The 26,377-nt window shown below is 63.2% G+C and carries 23 protein-coding genes; 6 read left to right on the forward strand and 17 right to left on the reverse strand.

The genetic code is table 11. From position 1 onward, the window contains the following. Positions 1 to 255: 255 nt before the first annotated feature. On the reverse strand, positions 256 to 771 hold the full coding sequence (locus ACK59Z_RS00005) for a dihydrofolate reductase (RefSeq protein ID WP_003249048.1): 516 nt from the start codon (positions 769 to 771) through the stop codon (positions 256 to 258). Positions 772 to 825: 54 nt separating this feature from the next. Between ACK59Z_RS00005 and ACK59Z_RS00010 the strand changes: the two genes are divergently transcribed. After that, complete coding sequence (locus tag ACK59Z_RS00010; RefSeq protein ID WP_409292034.1) at positions 826 to 2,217, forward strand: DUF2868 domain-containing protein; 1,392 nt, start codon at positions 826 to 828, stop codon at positions 2,215 to 2,217. Then, entirely contained in the window at positions 2,210 to 3,574 is a 1,365-nt protein-coding gene (locus tag ACK59Z_RS00015) for a GTPase/DUF3482 domain-containing protein (RefSeq protein WP_409292036.1), read from the forward strand. Before ACK59Z_RS00010 ends, ACK59Z_RS00015 begins: the two co-directional genes overlap by 8 nt. 275 nt (positions 3,575 to 3,849) lie before the next feature. Here ACK59Z_RS00015 and ACK59Z_RS00020 read toward each other — a convergent pair whose 3' ends face one another. The 5 genes from ACK59Z_RS00020 to ACK59Z_RS00040 all read right to left on the reverse strand — a co-directional run bounded on the left by ACK59Z_RS00020 (position 3,850) and on the right by ACK59Z_RS00040 (position 11,041). Beyond that, the gene (locus ACK59Z_RS00020) at positions 3,850 to 4,875 is read right to left on the reverse strand and encodes a putative 2-aminoethylphosphonate ABC transporter substrate-binding protein (RefSeq protein ID WP_108191131.1); all 1,026 of its coding nucleotides are present in this window, start codon (positions 4,873 to 4,875) and stop codon (positions 3,850 to 3,852) included. A gap of 18 nt (positions 4,876 to 4,893) precedes the next feature. After that, the gene (locus ACK59Z_RS00025; protein WP_409292039.1) at positions 4,894 to 6,618 is read right to left on the reverse strand and encodes a putative 2-aminoethylphosphonate ABC transporter permease subunit; all 1,725 of its coding nucleotides are present in this window, start codon (positions 6,616 to 6,618) and stop codon (positions 4,894 to 4,896) included. 1 nt (position 6,619) lies between these two features. After that, positions 6,620 to 7,678, reverse strand: coding sequence for a putative 2-aminoethylphosphonate ABC transporter ATP-binding protein (locus tag ACK59Z_RS00030; RefSeq protein WP_108191129.1), 1,059 nt, complete (start codon positions 7,676 to 7,678; stop codon positions 6,620 to 6,622). Between the two features lie 231 nt (positions 7,679 to 7,909). Further along, positions 7,910 to 8,779: a LysR family transcriptional regulator gene (locus ACK59Z_RS00035; protein WP_003249038.1), complete on the reverse strand. Its 870-nt coding sequence runs from the start codon at positions 8,777 to 8,779 to the stop codon at positions 7,910 to 7,912. Between the two features lie 9 nt (positions 8,780 to 8,788). Further along, entirely contained in the window at positions 8,789 to 11,041 is a 2,253-nt protein-coding gene (locus tag ACK59Z_RS00040; RefSeq protein ID WP_409292041.1) for a heavy metal translocating P-type ATPase, read from the reverse strand. An 83-nt stretch (positions 11,042 to 11,124) separates the two neighbouring features. Between ACK59Z_RS00040 and cadR the strand changes: the two genes are divergently transcribed. Further along, positions 11,125 to 11,568, forward strand: coding sequence for a cadmium resistance transcriptional regulator CadR (cadR, locus tag ACK59Z_RS00045; RefSeq protein ID WP_003249034.1), 444 nt, complete (start codon positions 11,125 to 11,127; stop codon positions 11,566 to 11,568). Between the two features lie 118 nt (positions 11,569 to 11,686). On the opposite strand, the gene ACK59Z_RS00050 is transcribed toward cadR, so the two are convergent. From ACK59Z_RS00050 to ACK59Z_RS00060, 3 genes are read right to left on the reverse strand one after another with little or no spacing between them, the layout of a single operon-like run. Then, on the reverse strand, positions 11,687 to 12,658 hold the full coding sequence (locus ACK59Z_RS00050; RefSeq protein ID WP_003249029.1) for a thymidylate synthase: 972 nt from the start codon (positions 12,656 to 12,658) through the stop codon (positions 11,687 to 11,689). Between the two features lie 51 nt (positions 12,659 to 12,709). After that, complete coding sequence (gene lgt, locus ACK59Z_RS00055) at positions 12,710 to 13,516, reverse strand: prolipoprotein diacylglyceryl transferase (RefSeq protein WP_003249027.1); 807 nt, start codon at positions 13,514 to 13,516, stop codon at positions 12,710 to 12,712. A gap of 16 nt (positions 13,517 to 13,532) precedes the next feature. Further along, positions 13,533 to 14,315 carry a sulfite exporter TauE/SafE family protein gene (locus tag ACK59Z_RS00060; protein WP_003249024.1) on the reverse strand — a complete coding sequence of 261 codons (783 nt, stop codon included), beginning with the start codon at positions 14,313 to 14,315 and terminating at the stop codon, positions 13,533 to 13,535. A 130-nt stretch (positions 14,316 to 14,445) separates the two neighbouring features. Here ACK59Z_RS00060 and ACK59Z_RS00065 point away from each other — a divergent pair, with 130 nt between their 5' ends. After that, entirely contained in the window at positions 14,446 to 15,192 is a 747-nt protein-coding gene (locus ACK59Z_RS00065) for an NRDE family protein (RefSeq protein ID WP_108191127.1), read from the forward strand. Between the two features lie 281 nt (positions 15,193 to 15,473). Here the strand turns inward: ACK59Z_RS00065 and ptsP are convergent, their stop codons facing one another. Further along, on the reverse strand, positions 15,474 to 17,753 hold the full coding sequence (gene ptsP, locus ACK59Z_RS00070) for a phosphoenolpyruvate--protein phosphotransferase (protein ID WP_003249020.1): 2,280 nt from the start codon (positions 17,751 to 17,753) through the stop codon (positions 15,474 to 15,476). Between the two features lie 22 nt (positions 17,754 to 17,775). After that, positions 17,776 to 18,255, reverse strand: a complete 480-nt coding sequence (locus tag ACK59Z_RS00075; RefSeq protein WP_003249017.1) for an RNA pyrophosphohydrolase — start codon at positions 18,253 to 18,255, stop codon at positions 17,776 to 17,778. A gap of 141 nt (positions 18,256 to 18,396) precedes the next feature. Between ACK59Z_RS00075 and ACK59Z_RS00080 the strand changes: the two genes are divergently transcribed. Beyond that, a complete protein-coding gene (locus tag ACK59Z_RS00080) occupies positions 18,397 to 19,053 on the forward strand; it encodes an HAD family phosphatase (protein WP_012054017.1) in 657 nt (218 codons plus the stop codon). Positions 19,054 to 19,183: 130 nt separating this feature from the next. On the opposite strand, the gene ACK59Z_RS00085 is transcribed toward ACK59Z_RS00080, so the two are convergent. Together ACK59Z_RS00085 and ilvA are read right to left on the reverse strand one after the other, a co-directional pair. Next, on the reverse strand, positions 19,184 to 19,609 hold the full coding sequence (locus ACK59Z_RS00085) for a DUF2269 domain-containing protein (RefSeq protein ID WP_003249008.1): 426 nt from the start codon (positions 19,607 to 19,609) through the stop codon (positions 19,184 to 19,186). A 69-nt stretch (positions 19,610 to 19,678) separates the two neighbouring features. Continuing rightward, positions 19,679 to 21,193 (reverse strand): threonine ammonia-lyase, biosynthetic, encoded by a 1,515-nt coding sequence (ilvA, locus tag ACK59Z_RS00090; protein WP_003249006.1) that lies wholly within the window; start codon positions 21,191 to 21,193, stop codon positions 19,679 to 19,681. Positions 21,194 to 21,326: 133 nt separating this feature from the next. Between ilvA and rpiA the strand changes: the two genes are divergently transcribed. Continuing rightward, the gene (gene rpiA / locus ACK59Z_RS00095; RefSeq protein WP_003249004.1) at positions 21,327 to 22,001 is read left to right on the forward strand and encodes a ribose-5-phosphate isomerase RpiA; all 675 of its coding nucleotides are present in this window, start codon (positions 21,327 to 21,329) and stop codon (positions 21,999 to 22,001) included. A 104-nt stretch (positions 22,002 to 22,105) separates the two neighbouring features. Here the strand turns inward: rpiA and ACK59Z_RS00100 are convergent, their stop codons facing one another. The 4 genes from ACK59Z_RS00100 to ACK59Z_RS00115 form a co-directional block, all read right to left on the reverse strand. Further along, complete coding sequence (locus tag ACK59Z_RS00100; RefSeq protein ID WP_014754759.1) at positions 22,106 to 23,008, reverse strand: SdiA-regulated domain-containing protein; 903 nt, start codon at positions 23,006 to 23,008, stop codon at positions 22,106 to 22,108. Positions 23,009 to 23,098: 90 nt separating this feature from the next. Continuing rightward, positions 23,099 to 24,019, reverse strand: a complete 921-nt coding sequence (locus ACK59Z_RS00105; RefSeq protein ID WP_108191126.1) for an SdiA-regulated domain-containing protein — start codon at positions 24,017 to 24,019, stop codon at positions 23,099 to 23,101. 181 nt (positions 24,020 to 24,200) lie between these two features. Next, complete coding sequence (locus tag ACK59Z_RS00110) at positions 24,201 to 24,866, reverse strand: fumarylacetoacetate hydrolase family protein (RefSeq protein WP_003248999.1); 666 nt, start codon at positions 24,864 to 24,866, stop codon at positions 24,201 to 24,203. A gap of 26 nt (positions 24,867 to 24,892) precedes the next feature. Further along, positions 24,893 to 26,290 (reverse strand): FAD-binding oxidoreductase, encoded by a 1,398-nt coding sequence (locus ACK59Z_RS00115; protein WP_003248997.1) that lies wholly within the window; start codon positions 26,288 to 26,290, stop codon positions 24,893 to 24,895. Between the last annotated feature and the right edge of the window lie 87 nt (positions 26,291 to 26,377).

The following is a 26,377-nucleotide window of genomic DNA, read 5'->3' on the forward strand; positions in this document are numbered from 1 at the left end:
AGCCGCATAGCTTGAACCGCCTCCTACTCGATTGCCTATCCGCTGTTCCTGCCGAGCTCCCCGTAGGCGCGGGTTTACCCGCGAAGGGGCCGGCCCTGCTGGCCAATTTCCACCCGCCGTTCACCGTTGCCGCCGCTACCGTATTCGCGGGTAAACCCGCTCCTACTGGGTGGTGGATACACATCTGGGCTTGGACACAGGCCGCTGTAGGAGCGGGTTCACCCGCGAAGGGCTGCAGAGCAGCCCCCAACAATCTCACCCCTTATCCCAAACCTCGAAGTGATACACCGGCTTACCTTCCTCAGCCTGTGCCTCGCTAGAAGTCAGCCTCCACTGCCCTTCATCAAACGCCGGGAACCACGCATCCCCCTCTGGCGCCAACTCAACCCGCGTCAGGTACATGCGGCTGACCAGCCCCTTCTCCAGCGCCTGCCCATACAGCTGCGCCCCGCCAATCAGCATCAGCTCACCGACGCCCTGCTCGCGCGCCCACTGCTCGGCCCGCACCAACGCCTCTTCAAGCGAGGCGAACACTTCGGCACCTGCCAGTTCAAGCCCCGGCTGGCGGCTGACCACGATGTTCAGCCGCCCAGGCAGCGGCCGCCCCAGCGAGTCCCAGGTCTTGCGCCCCATGATGATCGGCTTGCCCAGGGTGGTGGCCTTGAAGTACTTGAAGTCCCCCGGCAAATGCCAGGGCATGGAGTTGTCGATGCCGATCACGCGGTTCTCGGCATAAGCCGCGATCAGGCTGAGGGGGAGTGATGTATTCATGCCGGCGAGGATAGCACCGGGCGTGTGGGTTATGCTTCTGCCTTGACCTGTGCAATGGAAGACCTTGTGACTGCACCCACGCCACTGGACAAGCGCTGGCTCACCGAAGCGGTACGCCTGCGCGAAGAACATGCCGGCCCGCTGGAAGACCAGGAAGCCAACCGCTACGCCCGCCAGCTAGGTGGAGACCTGGCCACGCGCATCGAAACACGTGCGCTGTTCCTGGCCGAGCGCGATGACATGACCGGCGCCCTGCGCCATTGGAAGCAGGGCGCGCGCCTGGCGCTGCTGGCCTTGTTGCTGATGGCCGTGCTCAGCGGCGCGGGCCTGGGGCTGGCCGCCCTCGGTGACGGGCAGCGCCCGGTGAATGTGTTCTGGGCGCTGGGCAGCCTACTCGGGCTGAACCTGCTGATGCTACTGGGCTGGGCCATGGGTTTTGCCCTGAGCGGCGAGCATGGCGCAGGGCTGGGCCGCTTGTGGCTATGGCTAAGCGAACGCTTTGCCCGCGATGCCAAGGCCGCGCACCTGGCGCCAGCCCTGCTGGTGCTGCTGCAACGTCAACGCCTCAACCGGTGGCTGCTCGGCCTGTTGGTACACGGCCTGTGGCTGCTGGCGATGCTCACCGCGCTGGGCATGCTGCTGGCCTTGCTGGCAACCCGACGCTATGGCTTTGTCTGGGAAACCACCTTGCTCGCCGCCGAGCCGTTCATTCACATGACCCAAGCGCTGGGCGCCCTCCCCTCGTTGCTGGGCTTCGCCGTGCCCGACGAAGCCATGATCCGCGCCAGCGGCGACAGCCTGCCAGCCCTGGACGTGGCCCGCCAGGCCTGGGCCAGCTGGCTGCTCGGCGTGGTGCTGGTATACGGCCTGCTGCCCCGCCTGCTGCTGGCCGGGTTATGCCTGTGGCGCTGGCGCCAGGGCCGTGAACGCCTGACGCTGGACCTGGGGTTGCCCGGCTACGCGCAACTGCGCGAGGCACTGATGCCGCGCAGCGAACGCATGGGCGTGCAGGATGCTGCCCCGCAAGCCTTGCCGCAGTTTGCCGCCGGGCAGCTGGAAAGCGGCAGCAGCGGTGCCCTGCTGGTGGGCCTGGAGCTGGACGACCAGCGCCCCTGGCCACCCGCCCTGCCCAAAAGCGTGACCGATGCCGGCGTGCTCGACAGCCGCGAATCACGCAACCGGCTGTTGGAACAGCTCAGCCGCTTCCCACCGGCACGCCTGGCCATCGCCTGCGACCCACGTCGCTCGCCGGACCGCGGCAGTTTGGCGCTGCTCGCCGAACTGGCGCGCAATGCCGGCGCAACCCGTATCTGGCTGCTGCAGGCTGCAACAGGCCAGCCCCTCGATGCCGAGCGTCTGGGCGATTGGCACGAAGCCCTTGATCGCCTTGGCCTGCAACATGCCGACACCTCACCGCTGACCTGGCTGGAGCATGGCCATGACTGAGCCACTGAAACTGGCCGTAGTCGGCCATACCAATGTTGGCAAAACCTCGCTACTGCGCACCCTGACCCGCGACGTCGGTTTTGGCGAAGTGTCCCACCGCCCCAGCACTACCCGCCATGTGGAAGGTGCGCGGCTGTCTGTGGACGGTGAACCCTTGCTGGAGCTGTACGACACGCCCGGCCTGGAAGATGCCATCGCCCTGCTCGACTACCTTGAACGTCTGGAACGCCCGGGCGAGCGCCTGGACGGCCCGGCCCGGCTGGAGCGTTTTCTGCAGGGCAGCGAAGCGCGCCAACGTTTCGAGCAGGAGGCCAAGGTATTGCGCCAACTGCTGGCCAGTAATGCCGGGCTGTATGTGATCGATGCGCGCGAGCCGGTGCTGGCCAAGTACCGCGACGAACTGGAAGTACTGGCCAACTGCGGCAAGCCGTTGCTGCCGGTGCTCAACTTCGTCGCCAGCAGCCAGCACCGCGAACCGGAATGGCGTGAAGCCCTTGCCCGGCTTGGGCTTCACGCATTGGTGCGGTTCGACAGCGTGGCCCCGCCGGAAGATGGCGAGCGCCGTTTGTACGAAAGCCTGGCGCTGCTGCTGGAAAACGCCCGCCCGGCGCTGCAACGGCTGATCGACGACCAGCAGGCGCAGCGCTTGGCACGCCGGCACAGCGGCAAGCGCCTGATTGCCGAACTGCTGCTCGATTGCGCTGCATGCCGGCGCAGTGTCGAGGCCGAACCGGCGGCAGAAGCCCGGGCCATCGCGGCGCTGCGCCAGGACATTCGCCAACGTGAACAACGCTGCGTCGAAGCCTTGCTCAAGCTGTATGCCTTCCGCCGCGAGGATGCCCATGCCAGCGACCTGCCGTTGCTGGACGGCCGCTGGGGCGATGATTTGTTCAATCCAGAGACATTGAAACTGCTGGGCGTGCACCTGGGCAGCGGTGTGGCGGCGGGTGCTGCGGCCGGTGCCGGGGTCGATTTGCTGGTTGGTGGCCTTACCCTCGGCGCAGCGGCGCTGGCCGGGGCGATTGCCGGTGGCGCGCTGCAGACGGCGCGCAACTATGGGGCACGGTTGATGGGCAAGCTCAAGGGCAAGCGCGAGCTGACCGTGGACGACACTGTATTGCGTTTGCTGGCCTTGCGTCAGCAGCAGTTGATGGTGGCGCTGGATAACCGCGGGCATGCGGCGCAGGATAGCATCAGGCTGGGTGAGCTGGATGAAAAGGCCTGGCGTGAGGGCAAGTTGCCGGAGGCGCTGGTCAAGGCGCGGGCGCACCCGCAATGGTCCACCCTGAATCCCGGGGCGAAGCTGAATCAGGCTGAGCGGCAGGAACAGCTGGAGGCGCTGGTTTCACAGATTTGAGCCAGCAGGGCCGGCCCTTTCGCGGGTAAACCCGCTCCTACGGCGGCCTGTGTAGTGTGCCCACCACCAATCTGCGTAGGAGCGGGTTTACCCGCGAATACGGTGGCGGCGGCAACGGTGAACGGCGGGTGGAGATTGGCCAGCAGGGCCGGCCTCTTCGCGGGTGAACCCGCTCCTACACGGCGGCCTGTGTCCAACCCCCGATGTGTGCCCACCACCAATCTGTGTAGGAGCGGGTTTACCCGCGAAGAGGCCGGCCCTGCAATAGTGAAGCGTTACTGCTGGGCCACCTTCTCCGACTTGCCGTCATAGCGCTTGCGCCATTCGGCCAGAATCTGGTCACGGTTTTTAGAAGCCCAGACAAAGTCGTTCTTGATCAACCGCTGCTCATAATCCGCCGGCAGCTCGGTTTGCGGCTTGGCGATGCCCGGCGCGGCCAGTACGGCGAAGTTTTCCTTGTACAGTTCCATGGCCGCCGGGCTGGCCGAGAAATCGGCCAGGCGCTTGGCCGCATCGGCCTTGGGCGAGCCTTTGATCACTGCGGTTGCCTCGATCTCCCAGCCCAAACCCTCCTTTGGCAGCACGATGTCCAACGGCGCGCCTTGGCGCTTGAGCTGAACGGCCGGGTATTCGAACGAAATACCGATCGGGAACTCGCCCGCCGCCGCCAGCTTGCACGGTTTGGAGCCGGAATGAACGTACTGGCCGATGTTCTGGTGCAGCGCATCCATGTAGGCCCAGCCCTGCGGCTCGCCAAAGGTCTGCAACCAGGCACTGACATCCAGGAACCCGGTGCCGGACGAGGCCGGGTTGGGCATGACAATCTTGCCTTTGTACTCAGGCTTGGTCAGGTCCTGCCAGCTCACCGGTTTGCTCAGGCCCTGTTTCTCGGCCTCGATGGTGTTGAAGCAAATGGTGGCGGCCCACACGTCCATGCCGACCCAGGCTGGCGGGTTGGCGGCGTCGCGATAATTGCCGGAGATCTTGCCCAGGTCCTTTGGCGCATAGGCTTCGAGCATGCCGTTCTGATCGAGGATGGCCAGGCTCGATGCCGCCAGCCCCCACACAGCGTCAGCTTGCGGGCGCTCTTTCTCCGCCAGCAGCTTGGCGGTGATGATACCGGTGGAATCACGCACCCACTTGATCTCGATATCCGGGTTGGCTTTCTCGAAGGCCTGCTTGTAGGTTTTCAGCTGCTCGGCTTCCAGGGCGGTGTAGACCGTCAGTTGGGTATCGGCGGCCGAAGCCTGCAGGCTGAACACGGCGGAAACGGCAACGGCAAGAGCAAGGTGCTTGTGCATGGGTAGGTTCCTTACAGGTCAGACGGTCGCGGCGCGTTGGCGCCAGGCTTGGGAGCGGCGCAGCAGGCCGCGCGAGGCTGCAGCCAGCAACAGTGAAGCGCCGGCACTGGTCAGCAGAATCAAGGTGGACATGGCGGCGGCACCGCCAACGTTGCCGGCGTCGTCCATGTTCAGCACGGCAACGGCAGCCAGGAGGGTGTCGGGGCTGTACAGAAAGATCGCTGCCGACACGGTGGTCATCGCCGATACGAACAGGTAGCGGATGATGTCCAGCAGCGCCGGCAGGCAAATCGGCACGGTCACGCGCAGGAAGTGCTTGTACAACGGCGCTTTCAGCGACAGCGCGGCGGCCTCGAACTCGCCGTCGAGCTGGCGCAGGGCGGTGGTCGCGGTCATCTGCGCGGTGGTCAGGTAATGGGCAATGGTGCACACCACCAGCAACCCCATGCCGCCGTACAGCACATGCAGCGGGTTGCCGTTCAGGTTGAAGAAGAATACGTAGCCCAGGCCCAGCACCAGGCCCGGCACGGCCATGGGAATGAAGCTGAGCAGGCGCAGCGCATGATTGAGCAGACGTTGGCCCTGGGTCTTCTCCATCAGGTAGGCACCAGTGAAGATCACGATGCTGCCGATCAGCGCGGTGCCAATGGCCATGGTCACGCTATTGCGGTAGGCCAGCCAGCCGCCACCGGCAGTGTCTTCGAACAGGTAGTGGCGCAGCGACAACGACAGGTTGTAGGGCCAGAAAGTGACCAGCGAGGAGTACACCGCCATACCGATCACCACCAGCAACGCCGCGCACACCAGCAGCACAATGGTCAGGAAGCAGGCATCGCGGCCGCGTGATGGCTTGGGTTCGAACACCTGGGCACGGCCACCCATGGCCTCGCCCTGGCGTCTACGCAGCCAGGCGTCGACGGTAAAGCTGAACAGGGCCGGCAACAGCAGCACCATGCCGATCAGCGCGCCACGGCCGAACTGTTGCTGGCCCACCACCGCCTTGTAGGCTTCCAGCGCCAGCACTTGATAGTCGCCCCCCACCACGACCGGTACACCGAAGTCTGTGATAGTCAGCGTGAATACCAGGCAAAACGCCGCGAATACCGCCTGGCGCGAGGCCGGCCAGGTGATGCTGGTGAACGCCCGCCACGAGCCTGCCCCCATGCTGGAGGCCGCATCGAACAGGCGAGCATCGGCCAGTGACAGTGCCGACAGCAGAATCATCAGCGCATGCGGGAAGGTATAGATGGCCTCGCCCAGCACGATGCCCCAGAAGCCGTAGATATTGTCGCTGAGCAACCCACGCAGCAGGCCCTGGTTGCCAAACAGGTAGACCAGGGCGATCGCCGGCAGCATCGACGGTGCCAGCAATGGCAGCAGCGAAATCCCCCGCCACAGGCCCTTGGCCGGGATCAACGTGCGTTGCAGGGCAAAGGCGAACAAATAGGCCAGCGGTACCACAATGGCCGCGACAGTGAAGGCCACCGACAGGCTGTTGCCAAGCAACCAATGGAAGCTGGCGCTGGTGAACAATTCACGGGCCGCCAGCAAGCCACCGCCCTGGCCCGCTTCACCGCTGAAACCACGCCAGAAGATCGCCAGCAACGGCATCAGCACGGCCAGCACCAACAGAATCAGCAGCAGGCTCTTGCCGCCGATGACGAACAGCCGGTCACCCAGGGCGATGCCAGCACGCGGCGCGACGTTGGCCTGGCTCAACGGCAGGGACATTGGCGCGGCCATCTCAGGCAAACACCTGCAGGCTCTGCGGCGGCAATGCCACCCAGATGTCCTGCGAACCCAGGCGCGGCATGGCCTCGGGTGCCAGTTCGGCCAGCAGGGCATGGCCTGGCAGGGCCTTGAGTTCAAAGCTCATGCGGCAGCGGTTACCGAGGAAGGTGATTTCGCGGACCATGGCCGGGAACAGGTTCTCTTCGTGCACCACCGGGTTGACCGTGATCGCCTCCGGGCGGCAGAACAGCCGGCCACTGCTGGCCTGGGCTGAACCCGGCGCCAGGCGCATGTTCATGTCGCCGACCAGGGCATGGCTGTCGCTGCGGCGCTGGAACGGCAGCCAGTTGCCCTGGCCAACGAACTCGGCCACGAACGGCGTGGCCGGGTGGTCGTAGATTTCCTGCGGGGTGGCGTACTGCTCGACCTGACCGTTGTTCATCACCGCAATGCGGTCGGCCATCAACATGGCCTCGTCCTGGTTGTGGGTAACCATCAACGTGGTGATGCCCAGTTGGCGCTGCAGCTGACGCAGTTCGGTGCACAAGTGCTCGCGCACCCGGGCGTCCAGCGCCGACATCGGCTCATCGAGCAGCAGCAGCGATGGCGACGGTGCCAGCGCGCGGGCCAGGGCCACACGTTGCTGCTGGCCACCGGAGAGCTGGCCTGGGTACTTCTTCTCGCTGCCAGACAGGCCAACCAGTTCGAGCATTTCGGCCACCCGCTGACGGGCCTGCTCGCGACCACTGCCCGTCAGGCCATAGGCGATATTGGCTTCGACGGTAAGGTTGGGAAACAGCGCATAGGACTGGAACAGGATGCCGTAGTCCCGCGCCTGGGGTGACAGCTTGGAGATATCGCGTTCGCCGATGTACAGCGTACCGCGGTCCTGGCGCTCCAGGCCGGCAATGCAGCGCAGCAGCGTGGTCTTGCCACAACCGGACGGGCCGAGCAGGCACACCAGTTCGCCCGCGGCGATGTCCAGCGAGACATCGTTGAGCGCCGTAAAGGCACCGAAGCGCTTGTGGATATTGCACACTTTTATCTGTGCGCCGGAGGTGGTGTGGTTCATGGCATGGCCTCATCGAAGAGATGGGGCCATGCTAGGCAGGCTGTGCGAAGGTTCTGTGGCTTTAAGGCAAAAGCCGGTGATAGTGGTATAGGCAGATTTAGTAGTGGCCTGTGCCGGCCTCTTCGCGGGTAAACCCGCTCCTACAACGGCATGCATGTTCGCGGAAAATGCAGGCACGCGGGTACGCTGAAATGTAGGAGCGGGTTTACCCGCGAAGAAGCCAGCAAAAATCTAGAACTGCGAACCGGCCACTTCCTGCGCCACCCCCAGGAATGCCGCCGGCAACCGGGCCTGGCGCCGCTCCTTCAGGCAATACAGGTACTCGTGCATCACCGGCGCATTCTCCAGCGCCAGCACCCGGAGTTCGGGGTTGTGCGGCACCTCATGACGGGCAATCACGCTGATGCCGATATTGCGCAGCACCGCTTCGCGGATCGACTCTCGGCTGCCGATTTCCATCAGGGCGCCGGCCTTGACCCCGGCCTCCTGCATCATCTGCTCGGTCAGCTTGCGTGTGGTCGAGCCCTTCTCGCGCATCAGCAGGCAATGCCCCGACACCACCTCGATCGACACCGTCTGGCGTTGGGCCAGAGGGTGGTTGCGGTGCACCGCCACCACCAAAGGGTCAGTGCCCAGTATCCGCCGCACCAACCGCGCGTCCTCCACCCATTGCGACGACGCGGCAATATCCACCCGGTAATCCTCGAGCATTTCCAGCACCTGCTGCGAGTTGCCGATCTCCACCGCCACTTCAACCTGCGGCAAGCGTTCGCGATAGATCTTGACCAGGTCGAGGATGTAGTAAGGCGCAGTGGCCGCAATGCGCAGGCTGCCCTGGGCCTGACCACTGTTGCGCAGCTCGAACTCGATGTCGGCTTCCTGCTGCAGCAGCGCCTTGACCATCGGCAGCAGGCGTAAGCCCTCCTCGCTCAACACCAGGCGCCGCCCGCCGCGGTAGAACAACTCCACGGCGTACTGGCCTTCCAGGCTGCGGATCTGCGTGGTCACCGTGGGCTGGCTGAGGCCTAGCTTCTTCGCCGCCTGGGTAATGCTGCCCAGACGGGCCACCATGTAGAAGGCCTTCAGCTCGGAACTCAGCATGCACGTCCTCTATTTGCGCAAAAGGCGCAAGCCGTTGAACACCACCAGCAAGCTCACGCCCATATCAGCGAACACCGCCATCCACATCGTGGCCATGCCGGCAAAGGTGATCGCCAGAAATATCGCCTTGATGCCCAACGCCAGAACGATGTTCTGCATGAGGATCGCCGCACTTTGGCGCGACAGCCTGACGAAGGCCGGGATTTTGCGCAAGTCATCGTCCATCAGCGCCACATCAGCTGTCTCGATGGCGGTGTCGGTGCCGGCAGCAGCCATGGCAAAACCGATTTCGGCGCGGGCCAGCGCCGGGGCGTCGTTGATGCCGTCACCGACCATGCCTACCCGATGGCCTTGGGCGTACAACGCCTCAATGGTTTTCAGCTTGTCGGCCGGCAACAGGTTGCCCTCGGCGCGGTCGATCCCCACCACGGCGGCAATGGCCTGCGCAGTATGCGGATTGTCACCGGTCAGCATGACAGTCTTGATACCCAGTTGATGCAATTCGGCGATCGCCTGACGGCTGCTGTCCTTGACCGTGTCGGCCACGGCGAACAGTGCCAGAGGGCCGGATCGGTCGAGCAGCAGGACCACGGTCTTGCCCTGGCGCTCCAGCGCATCCAGTTGGGCCTCCAGCGCTGGCGAACACAGCCCCAGTTCCTCGACCAGGCGGTGGTTGCCCAAGTGGTAGACCTCACCGGCGATGACACCACGCACGCCACGCCCGGCCAGGGCGGCGAAGTCACTGACCTCGCTCAAGGCCAGGCCTTGCTGCTTGCCGAACTCGGCAATGGCGCGGGACACCGGGTGGTCCGAACGCTCGCCCAGGCTGGCCGCCAAGGCTTGCGCACGGTCTTCGAACAGCGGCGCCAGCACCTTGGCGTCGGTCTGCACCGGCTTGCCATGGGTGATGGTGCCGGTCTTGTCCAGGGCCAGGAAATCCAGGTGGCGGCCACCCTCCAGGTACACGCCACCCTTGATCAGGATGCCTTTGCGCGCAGCGGCGGCCAGGCCACTGACGATGGTCACCGGAGTCGAGATCACCAGCGCGCAGGGGCAGGCCACCACCAGCAGCACCAAGGCGCGGTAAACCCAGTCGAACCAGGCGCCAGCCATGAACAGCGGGGGTAACAGCGCCACGGCCAGGGCAATGGCGAATACCACCGGGGTGTAGATACGCGAGAAACGGTCGACGAAGCGTTGGGTAGGCGCCCGCGCGCCCTGCGCTTCCTCCACAGCCTTGATGATCCGCGCCAGGGTCGACTGCCCGGCAGCGGCGGTGACGCGAAACTCCAGCGCCCCCGCCTGGTTGATGGTGCCAGCGAACAGCTTGTCACCCACCCCCTTCTCCACAGGCAGGCTTTCACCGGTAATCGGCGCCTGATCGACGCTGGATTGCCCGCTGGTCACTTCACCGTCCAGGCCGATGCGCTCACCGGGGCGCACCCGCACCAGTGCGCCGATGGCCACCTCACGCACTTCCAGCTCGCGCCATTGGCCATCGGCCTGCTGCACCGTAGCCATGTCCGGGGTCAGCTGCATCAACCCGCCGATGGCATTGCGCGCACGGTCCAGCGAACGCGCTTCGATCAGTTCGGCAACGGTGAACAGCACCATGACCATCGCCGCCTCCGGCCACTGGCCGATCAATATGGCCCCCGTCACGGCGATACTCATCAGCGCATTGATGTTGAGGTTACGGTTTTTCAGGGCAATCCAGCCCTTCTTGTAGGTACCCAGGCCGCAACCGAGGATCGCGGCAAGCGCCAGTCCCGCTACCACCCACTCAGGGGCCAGTGCAGCAAAGTGCACGATTTCGGCGGCGATCGCGGCGACGCCCGACAATGCCAGTGGCCACCAACGGGCCTTGGCCGGTTTTGGCACGCTGGCGCTGCCGTCTTCCTGGGCGGCAATCGGCTCGGCCTTCATGCCCAGGCTGTCGATCGCCCGCTCGATATCGGCGGTGCCGTCCAAGGTATGGCGCACGCCAAGCACGCGGTTGATCAGGTTGAATTCCAGCTGTTCGATACCGGCCAGCTTGCTCAGTTTGTCCTGAATCAGGGTCTGCTCGGTGGGGCAGTCCATGGCATCGATGCGGAAACGACTGAGTTGTGCCTGGGCACTGGCCGTTTCGCTCAGTTGCACCAGCGGCGGCACAGCTTTGGCGCCGCAGCAGCTGTGGCCGTGGGCAGCATGGCCATGGTCGTCATCACCATGAGCGTGATCGTGCGGATGCTTGTGTTCGTGGCTGACAGGCTGGTTCATGGGGTCATCCTTAAATTGAGCCTGTTGCCAAGTGAACACCCTGTAGCCACTATAGGGTCAAGCCACTTGCTGGAGATTTCGTGATGAAGATCGGAGAACTGGCCAAAGCCACCGACTGCGCGGTGGAAACCATCCGCTACTACGAGCGTGAAAACCTGCTGCCAGAGCCGGCGCGCAGCGAGGGCAACTACCGGTTGTACACCCAGGCCCATGTGGAGCGGCTGACCTTCATCCGCAACTGCCGCACGCTGGACATGACCCTGGACGAAATTCGCAGCCTGCTACGCCTGCGCGACAGCCCCGACGACGCGTGCGGCAGCGTCAATGCGCTGATCGACGAACATATCGAGCATGTTCAGGCGCGGATCGATGGCTTGGTGGCATTGCAAGAGCAGCTGGTGGAGCTGCGGCGGCGCTGCAACACGCAGGGGAGTGAATGCGCGATCTTGCAGCAACTGGAGACAAACGGGGCGGTATCGGTGCCGGATACCGAACATTCGCATGTGGGGCGGAGTCACGGGCATTGAGCCAAAAGCTTCGCGGGTGAACCCGCTCCCCAGGGACCGCGCACGACTTAGCGCCTGTGCAGTACCCTGTGGGAGCGGGTTCACCCGCGAAGAGGCCAGTTCACACAATGGAGATCTATCAGACCGCCATCGGCGCTGTCATCGGCGCATGGTGCTCATAGCCTTCCAGCCAGAAATCACTCGGTTCGATCTTCTCCAGCCACTCCGGCTCGTATTTACCAGTCTCGGCAAACGACGGCACACGGTCGCTGATGACCAGCTTCGGCGCTTCCAGCGGCTCGCGCTTGAGCTGCTCGTTGAGCATGTCCAGGTGGTTTTCATACACATGGGCATCGCCGATGAAGTAGGTGAACCAGCGCGGTGTATAGCCGGTCAGGCGGCCAAACAGCGACAGCAGCGCCGCGCCTTCGGTGAGGTTGAACGGCGTGCCCAGCCCCAGGTCGTTGGAGCGGATGTAGAGGGTCAGGGAAATTTCCCTGGTCTCGACATTCGGGTGGAACTGGTACAGCAAGTGACACGGTGGCAGTGCCATTTCGTCCAGTTGCGCGCAGTTCCAGCCGTGGAACAGGATGCGGCGGCTACCCGGGTCGTTGGCGATGGTGTCCAGGCACTGGCGCACCTGGTCGATTGCCTTGTACAGGATGACGAACGCGACGCCGTCCTCTTCGTCCTGGGCAATACGGCGGAAACCGGCTTGCTCGGCCATTTCGATGGCCGCCGGGTTGCTCAGCGGGATGCGCTTGTAGCCCGGCCACTGGCGCCATTGCACGCCATAGATCTCGCCCAGGTCGTCATGGCCCTGACGGAATGGGTTGGCCAGCCACTGGGCGTTTTCGTTGGCGTTCTGGTCCCAGACCTTGCAGCCCAGCTCGCGGAACTCACCGGCGTTCTTCACGCCACGCAGGAAACCGACCATTTCACCGATCGCCGACTTGAACGCCAGCTTGCGCGTGGTAATGGCCGGAAAGCCCTTCTGCAGGTCGAAACGCAGCATCGCGCCCGGCAGGCTGATGGTGCGGATGCCGGTGCGGTTTCCCTGCAACGTGCCGTTATCAATGACGTCGCGGACCAGGTCCAGATACTGTTTCATGGCTTACCTGTAGCAAAAACGGCAGGGGGATCGCCCCTGCCGTGGGATTAATCAGGCGGGTTTCGCCGTGGGCTTGCGATTATAAGCCCACCAGATCAGACCGAGGCCAGCCAGGATCATCGGCACACAGAGAATCTGACCCATGGTCAGCCAGCCCCAGGCGATGTAACCCAGCTGAGCATCCGGCACCCGCACGAATTCGACGATGAAGCGGAAGATACCGTAGAACAGCGCGAACATGCCTGACACCGCCATGGTCGGCCGTGGCTTGCGCGAGAACAGCCACAGGATGACGAACAGCGCCACGCCCTCAAGGGCGAACTGGTACAGCTGCGACGGGTGGCGCGGCAACTGGGCCGGGTCGCTGAACGGCGGGAAGATCATCGCCCATGGCACGTCGGTGGGTTTGCCCCACAGTTCGGCGTTGATGAAGTTGCCGATACGCCCGGCACCCAGGCCAATCGGCACCAGCGGGGCGACGAAGTCCATCAGCTCGAAGAACGACTTGTTGTTGCGCTTGCCGAACCACAAGGCCGCCAGCATCACGCCGATGAAGCCGCCGTGGAACGACATACCGCCTTTCCACACCTCGAAGATCAGCGTCGGGTTGGCCAGGTAGGCGTGCAAGTCGTAGAACAGCACATAGCCCAGGCGCCCGCCGACAATCACCCCCATCGACAGCCAGAACACCAGGTCGGACAGCTTCTCGCGGCTCCAGGTGGGGTCGAAGCGGTTGAGCCGGCGTGAGGCCAGCAACCAGGCACCGCCGATGCCGATCAGGTACATCAGGCCGTACCAATGGATTTTCAACGGCCCGATGGCCAAGGCCACGGGGTCTATCTGCGGGTAAGGCAGCATGGAACTTCCTCTCGATTCAAATCAAAAAGCTGAGGCCGACACAGAACAGCAGGGCTGCGAACAGGCGTTTCAACAAACGTGGCGACAGCTTGTGCGCCAGGCGCGCGCCGAAGCGGGCGAAAAACATGCTGGTCACGGCAATGCCGACCAGGGCGGGCAGGTACACGTACCCCAGGCTGTGGGGCGGCAGGTGCTCCTCGTGCCAACCCAACAGCATGAAGCTCAGGGCACTGGCTACAGCAATCGGCAGGCCACAGGCCGATGACGTGGCCACTGCCTGCTGCATGGGCAGGCTACGCCAGGTGAGGAACGGCACCGTCAGCGAACCACCGCCAATGCCAAAAATGGCCGAGGCCCAGCCAATCACGCCACCTGCACCGATCAGCCCAGGTTTGCCGGGGACGCCACGGCTGGCCTTGGGTTTGAGGTCAAGGGCCATCTGCGCGGCGATGACCAGGGCGAACACACCGATGATCTTTTGCAGCAGTGGCCCCTGGATCAGCGAAGCGGTCTTGGCACCGACACCGGCACCCAGGAGGATGCCGATGGTCATCCAGATGAAGATAGGCCATTGCACCGCGCGCTTGCGGTGGTGCTCCCGCACAGCGTTGATCGAAGTGAAGACGATGGTGGCCAATGACGTGCCGACGGCCAGGTGGGTCAGCACCGAAGCGTCGAAACCCTGCAGGGTAAAGCTGAACACCAGCACCGGCACGATGATGATGCCGCCGCCCACGCCGAACAGCCCGGCCAGCACACCGGCACAGGCGCCCAACAACAGATAGAGCACGAATTCCATTCGGCGTCCCCTAGAAATCAATCCGGCATGGTAACGGAAGCCGGGCTCGGGGCTCTAGTGAACTCTGTGTCAGGATGGATCCGCTTCGTTCCTGTGGGTACAGTGGCAAAAAAACACAGAGGTCCAACCTATGTGCCTGATCGTATTTGCCTGGCGGCCGGGGCACGCCCTGCCGCTGATCGTGGCGGCCAACCGCGACGAATTCTATGCCCGCCCCACTCAGCCCCTGGCGGCCTGGGAGGATGCACCTGGGGTGCATGCCGGGCGCGACCTGGAGGCAGGCGGTACCTGGCTGGGCGTAGGCCCACAGGGGCGCTTTGCCGCGCTGACCAACATCCGCGACCCGGGCCAGGCGCAGGGGTCCCGCTCGCGGGGTGAGCTGGTGGCGGCGTTTCTGCAGGGCGAGCTAGGGGTTGAGGCTTACCTGGACCAGGTGGCCAGCCGTAGCGGGCAGTACTCGGGGTTCAACCTGCTGGTGGGTAATGGGCAGCAACTGGGTTATCTGCATGCCCGTGAGGCCACGCCGCGCCTGCTGAAGGCTGGGGTTTACGGGCTTTCGAACGCCGGGCTGGATACACCGTGGCCGAAGCTGGTGAAGGCACGTGACGGGCTGGAAAACCTGCTGGACACGCCGGAGCCGCACAGGCTGCTGGCTTTACTCGCGGATAACGAGCCCGCGGCTGATGGCGACCTACCCGAGACAGGCGTGGGGTTGGCAACCGAGAAGTTGCTATCGAGCGTCTTCATCGCCAGCCAAAATTACGGGACCCGGGCGAGCACAGTGCTCATTGTGGATGATCAGGGGCAAAGACGGCTGGTTGAGCGCAGTTTCGGGCCTTTTGGCGGGCATTTGGGGGAAATTGAGTTGTTGGCCTGAACATTTGATGTTGTCTGTTCGGGCCTCTTCGCGGGTAAACCCGCTCCTACCACGTACACACATCTGGGGTTGGACCCAGGCCGTTGTAGGAGCGGGTTTACCCGCGAAGAGGCCGGACCTGCTGGCCAATCTCCACCACCCGTTCACCGTTGCCGCCGCCATCGTATTCGCGGGTAAACCCGCTCCTACAATAATCGGGTGACACACATCGGGGGTTTAGGCGCAGGCCGGTTGTAGGAGCGGGTTCACCCGCGAAGAGGCCGGGACAGGCCACATCACCCTCACAAGGTTTTATTAGCCCCAGGCCCAATCATCCGCGCCAACCCAAGGTTCTTCAGAGCCAGCTGCAGCGAGCTGTGGATAACCTGCGGGTTGTCATGGCTCAAGGCCTCGGCCAGCAGTTCCTTGGCCTTGCCCATATTGATCTGGCGCAGCATCCACTTGACCTTCGGCAGGTTGGTGGCGTTCATCGACAGGCTGTCGAAGCCCATGGCCATCAACAGGACCGCTGCCGCCGGGTCACCGGCCATCTCGCCGCAGATGCTCACCGGCTTGCCTTCGCCATGGGCGTCGCGCACCACCGTGTTCAGCGCCTGCAGTACCGCCGGGTGCAGGTAATCGTACAGGTCGGCGACCCGCGGGTTGTTGCGGTCCACCGCCAACAGGTACTGGGTCAGGTCGTTGGAGCCTACCGACAGGAAGTCCACCTGCCGCGCCAGCTCCTTGGTCTGGTACACCGCCGCCGGGATTTCCACCATCACACCCACGGGCGGCATCGGTACATCGGTACCTTCGTCACGCACTTCACCCCAGGCACGGTGGATAAGGTGCAGCGCCTCTTCCAGCTCGTGAATGCCGGAAATCATCGGCAGCAGGATGCGCAGGTTGTTCAGGCCCTCGCTGGCCTTGAGCATGGCGCGGGTCTGTACCAGGAAGATTTCCGGGTGGTCGAGGGTGACGCGAATGCCGCGCCAGCCGAGGAACGGGTTTTCTTCCTTGATGGGGAAGTACGACAGAGCCTTGTCGCCACCGATGTCGAGGGTACGCATGGTCACCGGCAGCGGGTGGAAGGCCGCCAGCTGCTCACGGTAGATGGCCAGCTGCTCTTTCTCACTGGGGAAGCGCTGGTTGATCATGAACGGCACTTCGGTGCGGTACAGGCCTACCCCTTCGGCACCGCGCTGCTGGGCACGGGCCACGTCAGCGAGCAGGCCAGTGTTGACCCACAGGGGCATGCGGTGGCCGTCGGGGGTGACGCACGGAAGTTCGCGCAGTGCATCCAGCCCTTGGGCCAGCTGGCGTTCCTCCTCGACCACTTCGCTGTACTGCTTGCGCAGCACTTCGCTGGGGTTGGTGAACACCTCGCCCTTGTAGCCGTCGACGATCAGTTCAATACCGTCGACTTTGGAGTATGGCAGGTCGACCAGGCCCATCACCGTGGGGATGCCCATGGCCCGCGCGAGGATGGCGACGTGGGAGTTGCCCGAGCCGAGTACCGAGACCAGGCCGACCAGCTTGCCTTCCGGCACTTCACCGAGCATGGCCGGTGTCAGTTCCTCACTGACCAGGATGGTGTTGTCGGCATACACCAACGACTGCGAGCGCGCTTCCTGCAGGTAGGCCAAAAGGCGGCGCCCCAGGTCCTTGACGTCGGAGGCACGCTCACGCAGGTAGTCGTCGTCCATCAGCTCGAAGCGGTTGACGTGCTCACCAACCACCTGGCGCAGGGCGCCCTGGGCCCACTGGCCGGTCTTGATGACCTCGGTCACCTCACCGCCCAGGGCTGCGTCTTCTAGCATCATCAGATAGACGTCGAACAGCGCACGCTCTTCCGGGCGCAGCTGGGTGGCCAGTTTGGCCGACAGCTTGCGCATGTCGTCGCGCACACCTTCCAGGGCGTTCTGGAACAGCTTGAGTTCGGCGTCGATGTCATCGACGGTCTTGTCCGGGACCACTTCCAGGTCGGCCGGCGGCAACATCACCACCGCACGCCCCACCGCGGCACCAGGCGAACCCGGCACACCCACGAAGCGCGCTTCCTGAATACCTTTGCCCTGACGGCCCAGGCCACGGATCGAGCCGGTAGCCTCGGCGTGGGCGATAACCCCGGCAAGCTGGGCGCTCATGGTGACCAGGAAGGCTTCCTCGCCCTCGTCGAACTGACGGCGCTCCTTTTGCTGGATGACCAATACCCCGACCACACGGCGGTGGTGGATGATCGGCGCCCCCAGGAAGGAGGCGAATTTCTCTTCGCCGGTTTCGGCAAAGTAGCGGTAACGCGGGTGGTCGGCGGCGTTTTCCAGGTTCAGCGGCTCTTCCCGGGTACCGACCAGGCCAACCAGGCCTTCGTTGGGGGCCATGCTGACCTTGCCGATGGAGCGCTTGTTCAGGCCTTCGGTCGCCATCAGCACGAAGCGGTTGGTTTCCGGGTCGAGCAGGTAGACCGAGCAGACCTGGCTGCCCATGGCTTCCTTGACGCGCAAGACAATGATCCCCAACGCCGACTTGAGATCTTTGGCGGAGTTTACTTCCTGGACGATCTTGCGCAGCGTATTGAGCATGGCTCGGGGTCGAACTCCGTCGTCAGTCGCGCGTCAACAGACGCGGTGCTAGCTCTTTCAGGGCGCGCCGGTACACCTCGCGCTTGAATGTCACAACCTGGCCCAGCGGATACCAATAGCTCACCCAGCGCCAACCGTCGAATTCTGGCTTGCCGGTCAGGTCCATCCGCACCCGTTGTTCGTTGCTCACCAGGCGCAGCAGGAACCACTTCTGCTTCTGGCCGATGCACAGCGGCTGGCTGTGGGTACGTACCAATCGCTGGGGTAAACGATAACGCAACCAGCCACGGGTGCAGGCAAGAATTTCTACATCGTCGCGTTCAAGGCCAACTTCTTCGTTCAGCTCGCGGTACAGGGCGTCTTCCGGCGTCTCGTCAGGGTTGATACCACCCTGGGGGAATTGCCAGGCATCCTGGTTGATCCGTCGAGCCCATAGCACCTGCCCGGCATCATTCGTGAGAATGATCCCGACATTGGGGCGAAAACCATCCGGGTCGATCACGGCAGCAACCTCGCAAACGCATGTCAACGCATTGTTCCACAAAGCTTGCGAGCGCAGCAACGCGCCCGCCAAGCTTATGTGCAGCTGCGTGAAAACTCCGTATTCTGCGGGCCTACCCTGCGGCTGATGCGAGTGACCGCGATGCGCCTGGCTTTATTCGACCTGGACAATACCCTCCTCGGTGGCGACAGCGACCATGCCTGGGGTGACTATCTTTGCGAGCGCGGCATTCTCGACCCGGTCGCCTACAAGCAACGCAACGACAGCTTCTACCAGGATTACCTCAATGGCACCCTGGACCTGCAGGCCTACCTGGCCTTTTCAATGGAAATCCTGGCGGCAACACCCATGCCCCAGCTCGACGAATGGCACCGCGACTTCATGCGCGACTGCATCGAGCCCATCGTCCTGCCCAAGGCCCTGGCCTTGCTGCAGCAGCACCGCGAGGCGGGCGACCAGCTGGTGATCATCACCGCTACCAACCGCTTCGTCACCGCACCAATCGCCCGGCGCCTGGGGGTGCGGGTGTTGCTGGCAACCGAATGCGAGGTACGCGACGGCCGCTACACCGGGCGTAGTACCGATATACCGTGTTTCCGTGAAGGCAAAGTGACGCGGCTGGAGCGCTGGATGCTGGAGAACGGCTTTGATCTTGAGGACAGCTACTTCTACAGCGACTCGATGAATGACCTGCCGTTGTTGCAGCGGGTGACGCATGCAGTGGCAGTGGACCCGGCCCCGGACCTGCGGGCCGAGGCGGATAAGCGTGGGTGGCCGGTGATCTCGCTGCGGGATTGAGGTTTTCCCGTGCCGGTCTTTTCGCGGGCACGCCCGCTCCCACAGGAATCACCACAGGCCTTGAGGGCTGCGCTGTACCTGTAGGAGCGGGTTCACCCGCGAATAGGCCGGCACAATCAGCACAAGGCTGTCAGACCGGCTTGGCCCCCATCAGCCCGGCAATGGACAGGAAGCAAACCCCACTGAATACCGCCAGCGCCAGGGTAAACCGCAACCCTACCACCTCGGCCTTGCGCAGCCGGTTCAGCCGCACCAGCAGCCACCACACGGCAAACGCGCCAAATGTATAGATGACACTGGATGCCAACACCCAGGTCTGCCCCAGTGGCCAGCCCACCAGGTGTACCAGCCACCAGCCGGTGAACGGCATGCTCACCAGGCTCAGGCCCATCACCAACCAGACGAACACCAATGGCCGGCGCAGCAGCTTGGCGTAGGCCTCGGCATCGCCCTGGCGGCGGGCGCGCCAGGTCCAGATCGCCAGGCCCAGGGCGCCCAGAAGCAGCAGCGCGGTGGCGATGATGTGCAGGGTCTTGAGCGTGGTCAGGTGTTCCATGTTTCGGTCGTCCTTAAACGGGCATTTTGCGGTCGCTTCTTCGCGGGCCATCAGCCCTAGCTTAGCCGCTCAGCCCAGGAACAGTTTGTAGGCCGGGTTTTCGGTCTCGTCCCAGTACGGGTAACCGATCTTGGCCAGCGCTGCCGGCACCAGGTGACGTTCGTCCTCCGGTACCTGCAGCCCCGCCACCACGCGCCCATCAGCCGCGCCATGGTTGCGGTAGTGGAACATCGAGATGTTCCAGCGCCCGCCCAGCTTGTTGAGGAAGTTGAACAGCGCCCCCGGCCGCTCGGGGAATTCGAAGCGCAGCACCATTTCGTCGCTGGCACCGGCCGAGTGGCCGCCGACCATATGACGAATATGCAGCTTGGCCAGTTCGTTGTCGGTCAGATCGGTAACCGGGAAGCCCTGCTCGGTCAGTTGCTGCACCAGCGCCGCACGCGGGTCGTTTTCCGGGTGGGTCTGCACCCCAACGAAGATATGCGCTTCGTCAGAGGTGTGCTTGCGGTAGTTGAACTCAGTGATCTGACGCTTGCCGATAGCCTCGCAGAAGGCCTTGAAGCTACCCGGGCGCTCAGGGATGGTCACGGCGATGATCGCCTCGCGCTTTTCACCCAGCTCGGCACGTTCGGCCACATGGCGCAAGCGATCGAAATTGACGTTGGCACCGGAGTCGATGGCCACCAGGGTCTGGCCGCTGACGCCATATAGCTCGACGTACTTCTTGATGCCCGCCACACCCAGCGCGCCAGCAGGCTCGGTGATCGAGCGGGTATCGTCGTAGATATCCTTGATTGCTGCACAGATCTCATCGGTACTGACAGTGACGACTTCGTCCACATGGTGGCGGCAGATATCGAAGGTGTGCTGGCCAATCTGCGCCACCGCCACGCCATCGGCGAACAGCCCGACCTGCGGCAGCACCACGCGCTCACCGGCAGCCATGGCCGCCTGCAGGCAATTGGAATCGTCCGGCTCGACACCGATTACCTTGATTTCCGGGCGCAGGTACTTCACGTAGGCAGCAATGCCAGCGATTAGGCCGCCACCGCCCACCGGCACGAAGATCGCATCCAGCTGGCCAGGGTGTTGGCGCAGGATTTCCATGGCGACGGTGCCCTGCCCGGCGATGGTGTGCGGATCGTCGTAAGGGTGAACGTAGACGAAGCCCTTTTCATCGACCAGTTTCAACGAATAGGCCAGCGCTTCAGGGAACGAATCGCCATGCAGCACCACCTTGCCACCGCGCGAGCGCACGCCTTCAACCTTGATCTCCGGAGTAGTCTTGGGCATCACGATGGTGGCCTTGATGCCCATTTCGCGCGCGGCCAGGGCCAAGCCTTGGGCGTGGTTACCGGCCGAGGCGGTGACCACGCCACGGGCCAGTTCTTCCGGGCTCAGCTGGGCCAGCTTGTTATACGCGCCGCGGATCTTGAACGAGAACACTGGCTGCAGGTCTTCGCGCTTGAGCAGAATCTGGTTGCCCAGGCGCTTGCTCAGCTGCCCGGCGCTCTGCAACGGGGTTTCGACGGCAACGTCATAGACGCGCGAGGTGAGGATCTTCTTGACGTACTGTTCGAGCATCGGGAAAGCATCACTGGGCCGCGGGACGAGGGCTGGGAGTCTACCCTAGCGCTACGTCGGGCGACCACAGCAAAGCCGTGCGAGCCGTTATACTAGGTGACTTTGAAACCGCCCTGCCCCTTCCGGAGCCCGCATGACCCAGGACCAACTCAAACAGGCCGTCGCCCAGGCCGCTGTCGACTTCATTCTGCCCAAGCTGGATGAAAAGAGCGTCGTAGGCGTCGGTACCGGTTCGACCGCCAACTTCTTCATCGATGCCCTGGCTCAGCACAAGACCGCGTTCGACGGCGCAGTCGCCAGCTCCGAAGCCACTGCCCAGCGCCTGAAGGGCCATGGCATCCCGGTCTACGAACTGAACAGCGTCAGCGAGCTTGAGTTTTACGTGGACGGTGCTGACGAGAGCGACGCACACCTGCACCTGATCAAGGGCGGCGGCGCAGCCCTGACCCGCGAAAAGATCGTCGCGGCCGTGGCCAAGACCTTCATCTGCATCGCCGACGGCAGCAAGCTGGTGCCGGTACTGGGGGCCTTCCCGCTGCCGGTCGAAGTGATCCCCATGGCCCGCAGCCACGTGGCACGGCAGCTGGTGAAGCTGGGTGGCGATCCGGTGTACCGTGAAGGCGTGGTCACCGACAACGGCAACGTGATCCTGGATGTGTACAACCTGCAGATCACCAACCCGGTGGAACTGGAAGCGCAGATCAACGCCATCGTCGGCGTGGTGACCAACGGCCTGTTCGCGGCGCGGCCGGCGGATCTGCTGTTATTGGGCACTGCTGAGGGCGTTAAGAGCCTCAAAGCCGAGTAAAAATCTTCGCGGGTAAACCCGCTCCTACAAGGTACCCCACCGGCCTGGAACCGTGGCGATCCCTGTAGGAGCGGGTTTACCCGCGAACAGGCCCTGACAGGCGATCAATCAGTCGGCTGCTTGAACACATAGAACAGGTTCGGCTCACTGACCAGGTAAATGGTCCCCGCTTCATCCATCGCAATGCCCTCCGCCTGCGGCACCGTCGCCTGCAACCCCTGGAAGCCCTTGCGCAACGACAGGGTACTCAGCGGCTGGCCCTGTACATCCAGCTCCAGCACCAACCGCGACTCGTCCGACAATGCCAGCAAATGCCCGCTGCGTTCATCGAACTGCAAACTCGACAAATCCCGTACAAACAACCGTGAATCGCGCTTGCGGTCCTGCACCACATGCACGGCGTAGGGCTTTTCCGGATTGTCATGCGGGAAGCCATGCACCTCATAGATCAGCATCGGGTCACGCTCTTTCGCCACGAACAGGCGCTTGCCCGCCGAATCGTAGGCAAGGCCCTCGAAGCCTTTGTTGCCATTGAGGCCAATACCCAATGTCAGCTGTTCGGCATCACCGGCATCGAGAAACATCGTGTCGTCTTCCAGCCGTACGCGAATCAGCCGTTGCTGACGCTCGTCGGTGATCACATAGCTGTTAGGCCCAACGTACTCCACAGCCTCCGGGTCGCCGAAGCCAGTCAGCGGCACACGCCGCAGGATACGGCCATCCAGCGACAGCTCGATCAGCTCCGAACGGGCGTTGGTGACCGTGAAGAGGGTTTTGCGGTCGGGGTCGTAGGTCAGCGCCGAAATGTCATCATCCAGCCCTTCGATCGGCTGCGCCTCCAGCACCACCCGGTAGCGATCCAGACCAATGCTGCGCTCCACAGGCTGCCACCAGGTCTTCAGATTGAACCAGCCACGCTCGAACAGGCGAAACTCCTGCCCTGCCCAGCCAAGCAGGAGCAGACCAAGGGCAGCCAGAACAAGGAACAGGCGAACAAAACGACGCATAGGGACAGACTCGACACAGGGGTGGCGAATCTAATCATGAATGGCTGAAGCAAAGCTTAATGCAAGCGTCAGGCAATTCTGATGATGTTGTCAGTTCTTTTTGAATCGGTAGAAAAGCGCCGGCTCGCTGACCATGTACAAGGTGCCCTTGTCGTCCATGGCCACCCCTTCAGCCCGCGGAATGGTGCCTTCAAGCCCGTTGAAGCCGCCCAGCAGCGTCATGAAGCTGACTTGCTGGCCCTGCTCGTCCAGCTCCAGCAGCATGTTGGAGTCGGCCGAAAGCACCAGCAGGTGGCCAGTACGCGGGTCGACACCCAGCGCAGACAGGTTGCGCAAGTCGAGCTCATCGCTAGGCAACGGCTGCTTCTCACCCTTGAGCGGGCTGCGGCCATCGGTGTTCCAGGTGTACAGCTTGGGCGGGCGCTCCTCACCAATGATCAGGCGCTGGCGCAGCGGGTCCCAGGCGACGGCCTCGAAGCCCTTGTTGCTCTTGGCCGAAGGGCCCAGGTCATGGCTCGGGAAGTCATCGTGGTTCAGCGCGGTGGTCTGCGCGTTCACCTTGACCACGGTCAGGTCATGCAGGCGCTCGTCGGTGATGGCCAGGTTGCCGTCTTCCAGCACCGCGATACCTTCGGGGTTGTTCCAGCCGTTGAGCGGGATCTTGCGCAGTACATCGCCCTCCAGGCTCAGCTCGACCAGGATCGGGTTCTTGCCCATGACCGCGAACAGGGTACGGGTTTGCGGGTTGAAGGCAACGTCCGAGGCTTCGTCATCCTCCATGCCTGGCAAAGGCTTGGCGTCGATGTCCACCTGGTAATCCGGCAGCCACACGCTTTCGCTGCGCTCGGCGGTGCTTTCGAAGCCTTCTTTTACCCACAGTGCACCGCGGTCATCCCAGTGCATGGCCACGGCCACGCCATAGCCGATCACCGCCGCCACGGCCAGGCCGAAGGGCCAGCGCAGGTAGAAACGACGCTTGGGGGTTACCGGGGCGCTGGAGGAAGACGGCATGCGGTGATCCTGGGGAAATGGGCGTAGGTACGCGCATTATCCGGATTGGGTGTGAAAAATCGGTAAACAGTGCCTGCCTCTTCGCGGGCATGCCCGCTCTCAAGGGGCAGCGCAGTATTCAAGGCCTGTGCAATCCCTGTAGGAGCGGGTTTACCCGCGAAGAAGGCGACACGGTTTCGAGTTAAAGCACCCGGCTTTCGAAGCGGCTCACACCCGGCAGTTCCAGCACCAGCTCGTCACCGACATTGAACGGCCCAACACCCGCCGGGGTACCGGTGAGGATTACATCCCCCGCTTGTAGCGAGAAATGCGCTGCCATGTACTGGATCATCGGCACGATCGGGTTCAGCATCATCGCGCTGCTACCCTCCTGGCGCACTTCGCCGTTCACGGTCAGGCGCACCGGGATGTCTGTCACGTCCTCAAAGCTGGCGGCCGAGACGAACGGTGGCAGCACGCAAGCGCCGTCAAAGCACTTGGCCAGCTCCCAAGGCAGGCCCTTTTCCTTCAGTTTGGCCTGCACGTCGCGCAGGGTCAGGTCCAGCGCCGGTGCATAACCGGAAATGGCGTCCAGCACCTCTTCCTCGCTCGGGTGAGTCGACAGCGGCTTGCCCAGCAGCACGGCAATTTCAACTTCATAGTGCACCGACCCACGCTCGGCCGGGATCTTGAAGCCACCTTCGGCCGGCACCACGCAGCTGCCTGGCTTGATGAACAGCAGCGGCTCGGTGGGGATCGGGTTGTCCAGTTCCTTGGCGTGCTCGGCATAGTTACGGCCGATGCACACCACCTTGCCCAGCGGGAAGTGAATGCGCGTGCCGTCTACGTACTGGTGCTGGTAACTCATGGCCGACTCCTTCTGGATACTGCTTTTTATTCAGGTGCGAAGATCTTACCCGGATTCATGATGCCGTTAGGGTCGAACACGGCCTTTATTGCCTTCATGCAGGCGATTTCTTCGGGGGAGCGGCTGTAGCCCAGGTAGTCACGTTTGGTCATGCCCACGCCATGCTCGGCAGAAATCGACCCGTTGTAACGCTCGACGATCTCGAACACCCACTTGTTGACCTTGGCACACGAAGCGAAGAAGTCGTCCTTGCTCATATGCTCGGGCTTGAGGATGTTCAGGTGCAGGTTGCCGTCACCAATATGGCCGTACCACACCACTTCATAGTCCGGGTAATGCGCTGAGACGATGGCGTCGATATCGCGCAGGAACGCAGGCACTTTCGAGACGGTGACGGAAATGTCGTTCTTGTACGGTGTCCAGTGCGAGATGGTTTCCGACAGGTACTCGCGCAGCTTCCACAGGTTTCTCAGCTGGCTTTCGCTCTGGCTCATCACCCCATCCAGCACCCAACCCTGCTCGACGCAGTGCTCGAAGGTAGCCAATGCTTCATTGGCAACCTCTTCAGTGCTGGCCTCGAACTCCAGCAGCGCATAGAACGGGCAATCCGTCGCGAATGGCGCAGGCACATCGCCGCGGGCGAGGATCTTGGCCAACCCCTTGTCGGAGAAGAACTCGAAAGCGGTCAGGTCCAGCTTGCCCTGGAAGGCGTGCAGCACCGGCATGATAGCGTCGAAGTCCGGTGTGCCCAGCACCATGGCGGTGAGGTTGCGCGGTGCGCGGTCCAGGCGCATGGTGGCCTCGACCACGAAGCCCAGCGTACCCTCGGCACCAATGAACAGCTGGCGCAGGTCGTAGCCGGTGGCGTTCTTGATCAGGTCTTTGTTCAGCTCCAGCAACTCGCCCTTGCCGGTGACCACTTTCAGCCCGGCCACCCAGTTGCGGGTCATACCGTAACGAATCACCTTGATCCCGCCGGCATTGGTGCCGATATTGCCGCCAATCTGGCTGGAACCGCTGGAAGCGAAGTCCACCGGGTAATACAGGCCTTGCTCTTCGGCATAGGTTTGCAGCTGCCGGGTGACGACCCCTGGCTGGCAAACCACAGTACGGTCGAAAGCATTGAAGCCAAGGATCTGGTTCATGTAGTCGAAGGCGACGACAACCTCGCCATTGGCCGCCACGGCGCCGGCAGAAAGCCCGGTGCGCCCGCCAGAGGGCACCAGCGCCACCTTGTGCGCATTGGCCCAGTGCACAATGGCTTGCACCTGTTCTATCGTTTTGGGAAAGACGATGGCGCTGGGCGCTGGCGGGTAATGCTTGGTCCAGTCCTTGCCATACGCTTCGAGGGAAACCGGGTCAGTCAGGACCTTGCCAGGGTCGACAAGGGTCATCAGTTCTTCAATAACAGCGGGGTGGGTCATCGCTGGAACTCTCGACTTATTCATGGTCACCCTGAGCACTCTTCACCTGTCGGGATAAGCTCAGATTGTGTCGCGTATGCTAGCATA

It is taken from the genome of Pseudomonas sp. KCJK9058, assembly GCF_046230975.1.
GTDB classification, from domain to species: domain Bacteria; phylum Pseudomonadota; class Gammaproteobacteria; order Pseudomonadales; family Pseudomonadaceae; genus Aquipseudomonas; species Aquipseudomonas alloputida.

Excerpts from the sequence above, each read along its gene's own strand:
- ACK59Z_RS00005 (WP_003249048.1), bottom strand. The coding sequence starts at position 771 with ATGAATACATCACTCCCCCTCAGCCTGATCGCGGCTTATGCCGAGAAC.
- ACK59Z_RS00010 (WP_409292034.1), top strand. The coding sequence starts at position 826 with ATGGAAGACCTTGTGACTGCACCCACGCCACTGGACAAGCGCTGGCTC.
- ACK59Z_RS00015 (WP_409292036.1), top strand. The coding sequence starts at position 2,210 with ATGACTGAGCCACTGAAACTGGCCGTAGTCGGCCATACCAATGTTGGC.
- ACK59Z_RS00020 (WP_108191131.1), bottom strand. The coding sequence starts at position 4,875 with ATGCACAAGCACCTTGCTCTTGCCGTTGCCGTTTCCGCCGTGTTCAGC.
- ACK59Z_RS00025 (WP_409292039.1), bottom strand. The coding sequence starts at position 6,618 with ATGGCCGCGCCAATGTCCCTGCCGTTGAGCCAGGCCAACGTCGCGCCG.
- ACK59Z_RS00030 (WP_108191129.1), bottom strand. The coding sequence starts at position 7,678 with ATGAACCACACCACCTCCGGCGCACAGATAAAAGTGTGCAATATCCAC.
- ACK59Z_RS00035 (WP_003249038.1), bottom strand. The coding sequence starts at position 8,779 with ATGCTGAGTTCCGAGCTGAAGGCCTTCTACATGGTGGCCCGTCTGGGC.
- ACK59Z_RS00040 (WP_409292041.1), bottom strand. The coding sequence starts at position 11,041 with ATGAACCAGCCTGTCAGCCACGAACACAAGCATCCGCACGATCACGCT.
- cadR (WP_003249034.1), top strand. The coding sequence starts at position 11,125 with ATGAAGATCGGAGAACTGGCCAAAGCCACCGACTGCGCGGTGGAAACC.
- ACK59Z_RS00050 (WP_003249029.1), bottom strand. The coding sequence starts at position 12,658 with ATGAAACAGTATCTGGACCTGGTCCGCGACGTCATTGATAACGGCACG.
- lgt (WP_003249027.1), bottom strand. The coding sequence starts at position 13,516 with ATGCTGCCTTACCCGCAGATAGACCCCGTGGCCTTGGCCATCGGGCCG.
- ACK59Z_RS00060 (WP_003249024.1), bottom strand. The coding sequence starts at position 14,315 with ATGGAATTCGTGCTCTATCTGTTGTTGGGCGCCTGTGCCGGTGTGCTG.
- ACK59Z_RS00065 (WP_108191127.1), top strand. The coding sequence starts at position 14,446 with ATGTGCCTGATCGTATTTGCCTGGCGGCCGGGGCACGCCCTGCCGCTG.
- ptsP (WP_003249020.1), bottom strand. The coding sequence starts at position 17,753 with ATGCTCAATACGCTGCGCAAGATCGTCCAGGAAGTAAACTCCGCCAAA.
- ACK59Z_RS00080 (WP_012054017.1), top strand. The coding sequence starts at position 18,397 with ATGCGCCTGGCTTTATTCGACCTGGACAATACCCTCCTCGGTGGCGAC.
- ACK59Z_RS00085 (WP_003249008.1), bottom strand. The coding sequence starts at position 19,609 with ATGGAACACCTGACCACGCTCAAGACCCTGCACATCATCGCCACCGCG.
- ilvA (WP_003249006.1), bottom strand. The coding sequence starts at position 21,193 with ATGCTCGAACAGTACGTCAAGAAGATCCTCACCTCGCGCGTCTATGAC.
- rpiA (WP_003249004.1), top strand. The coding sequence starts at position 21,327 with ATGACCCAGGACCAACTCAAACAGGCCGTCGCCCAGGCCGCTGTCGAC.
- ACK59Z_RS00100 (WP_014754759.1), bottom strand. The coding sequence starts at position 23,008 with ATGCGTCGTTTTGTTCGCCTGTTCCTTGTTCTGGCTGCCCTTGGTCTG.
- ACK59Z_RS00105 (WP_108191126.1), bottom strand. The coding sequence starts at position 24,019 with ATGCCGTCTTCCTCCAGCGCCCCGGTAACCCCCAAGCGTCGTTTCTAC.
- ACK59Z_RS00110 (WP_003248999.1), bottom strand. The coding sequence starts at position 24,866 with ATGAGTTACCAGCACCAGTACGTAGACGGCACGCGCATTCACTTCCCG.
- ACK59Z_RS00115 (WP_003248997.1), bottom strand. The coding sequence starts at position 26,290 with ATGACCCACCCCGCTGTTATTGAAGAACTGATGACCCTTGTCGACCCT.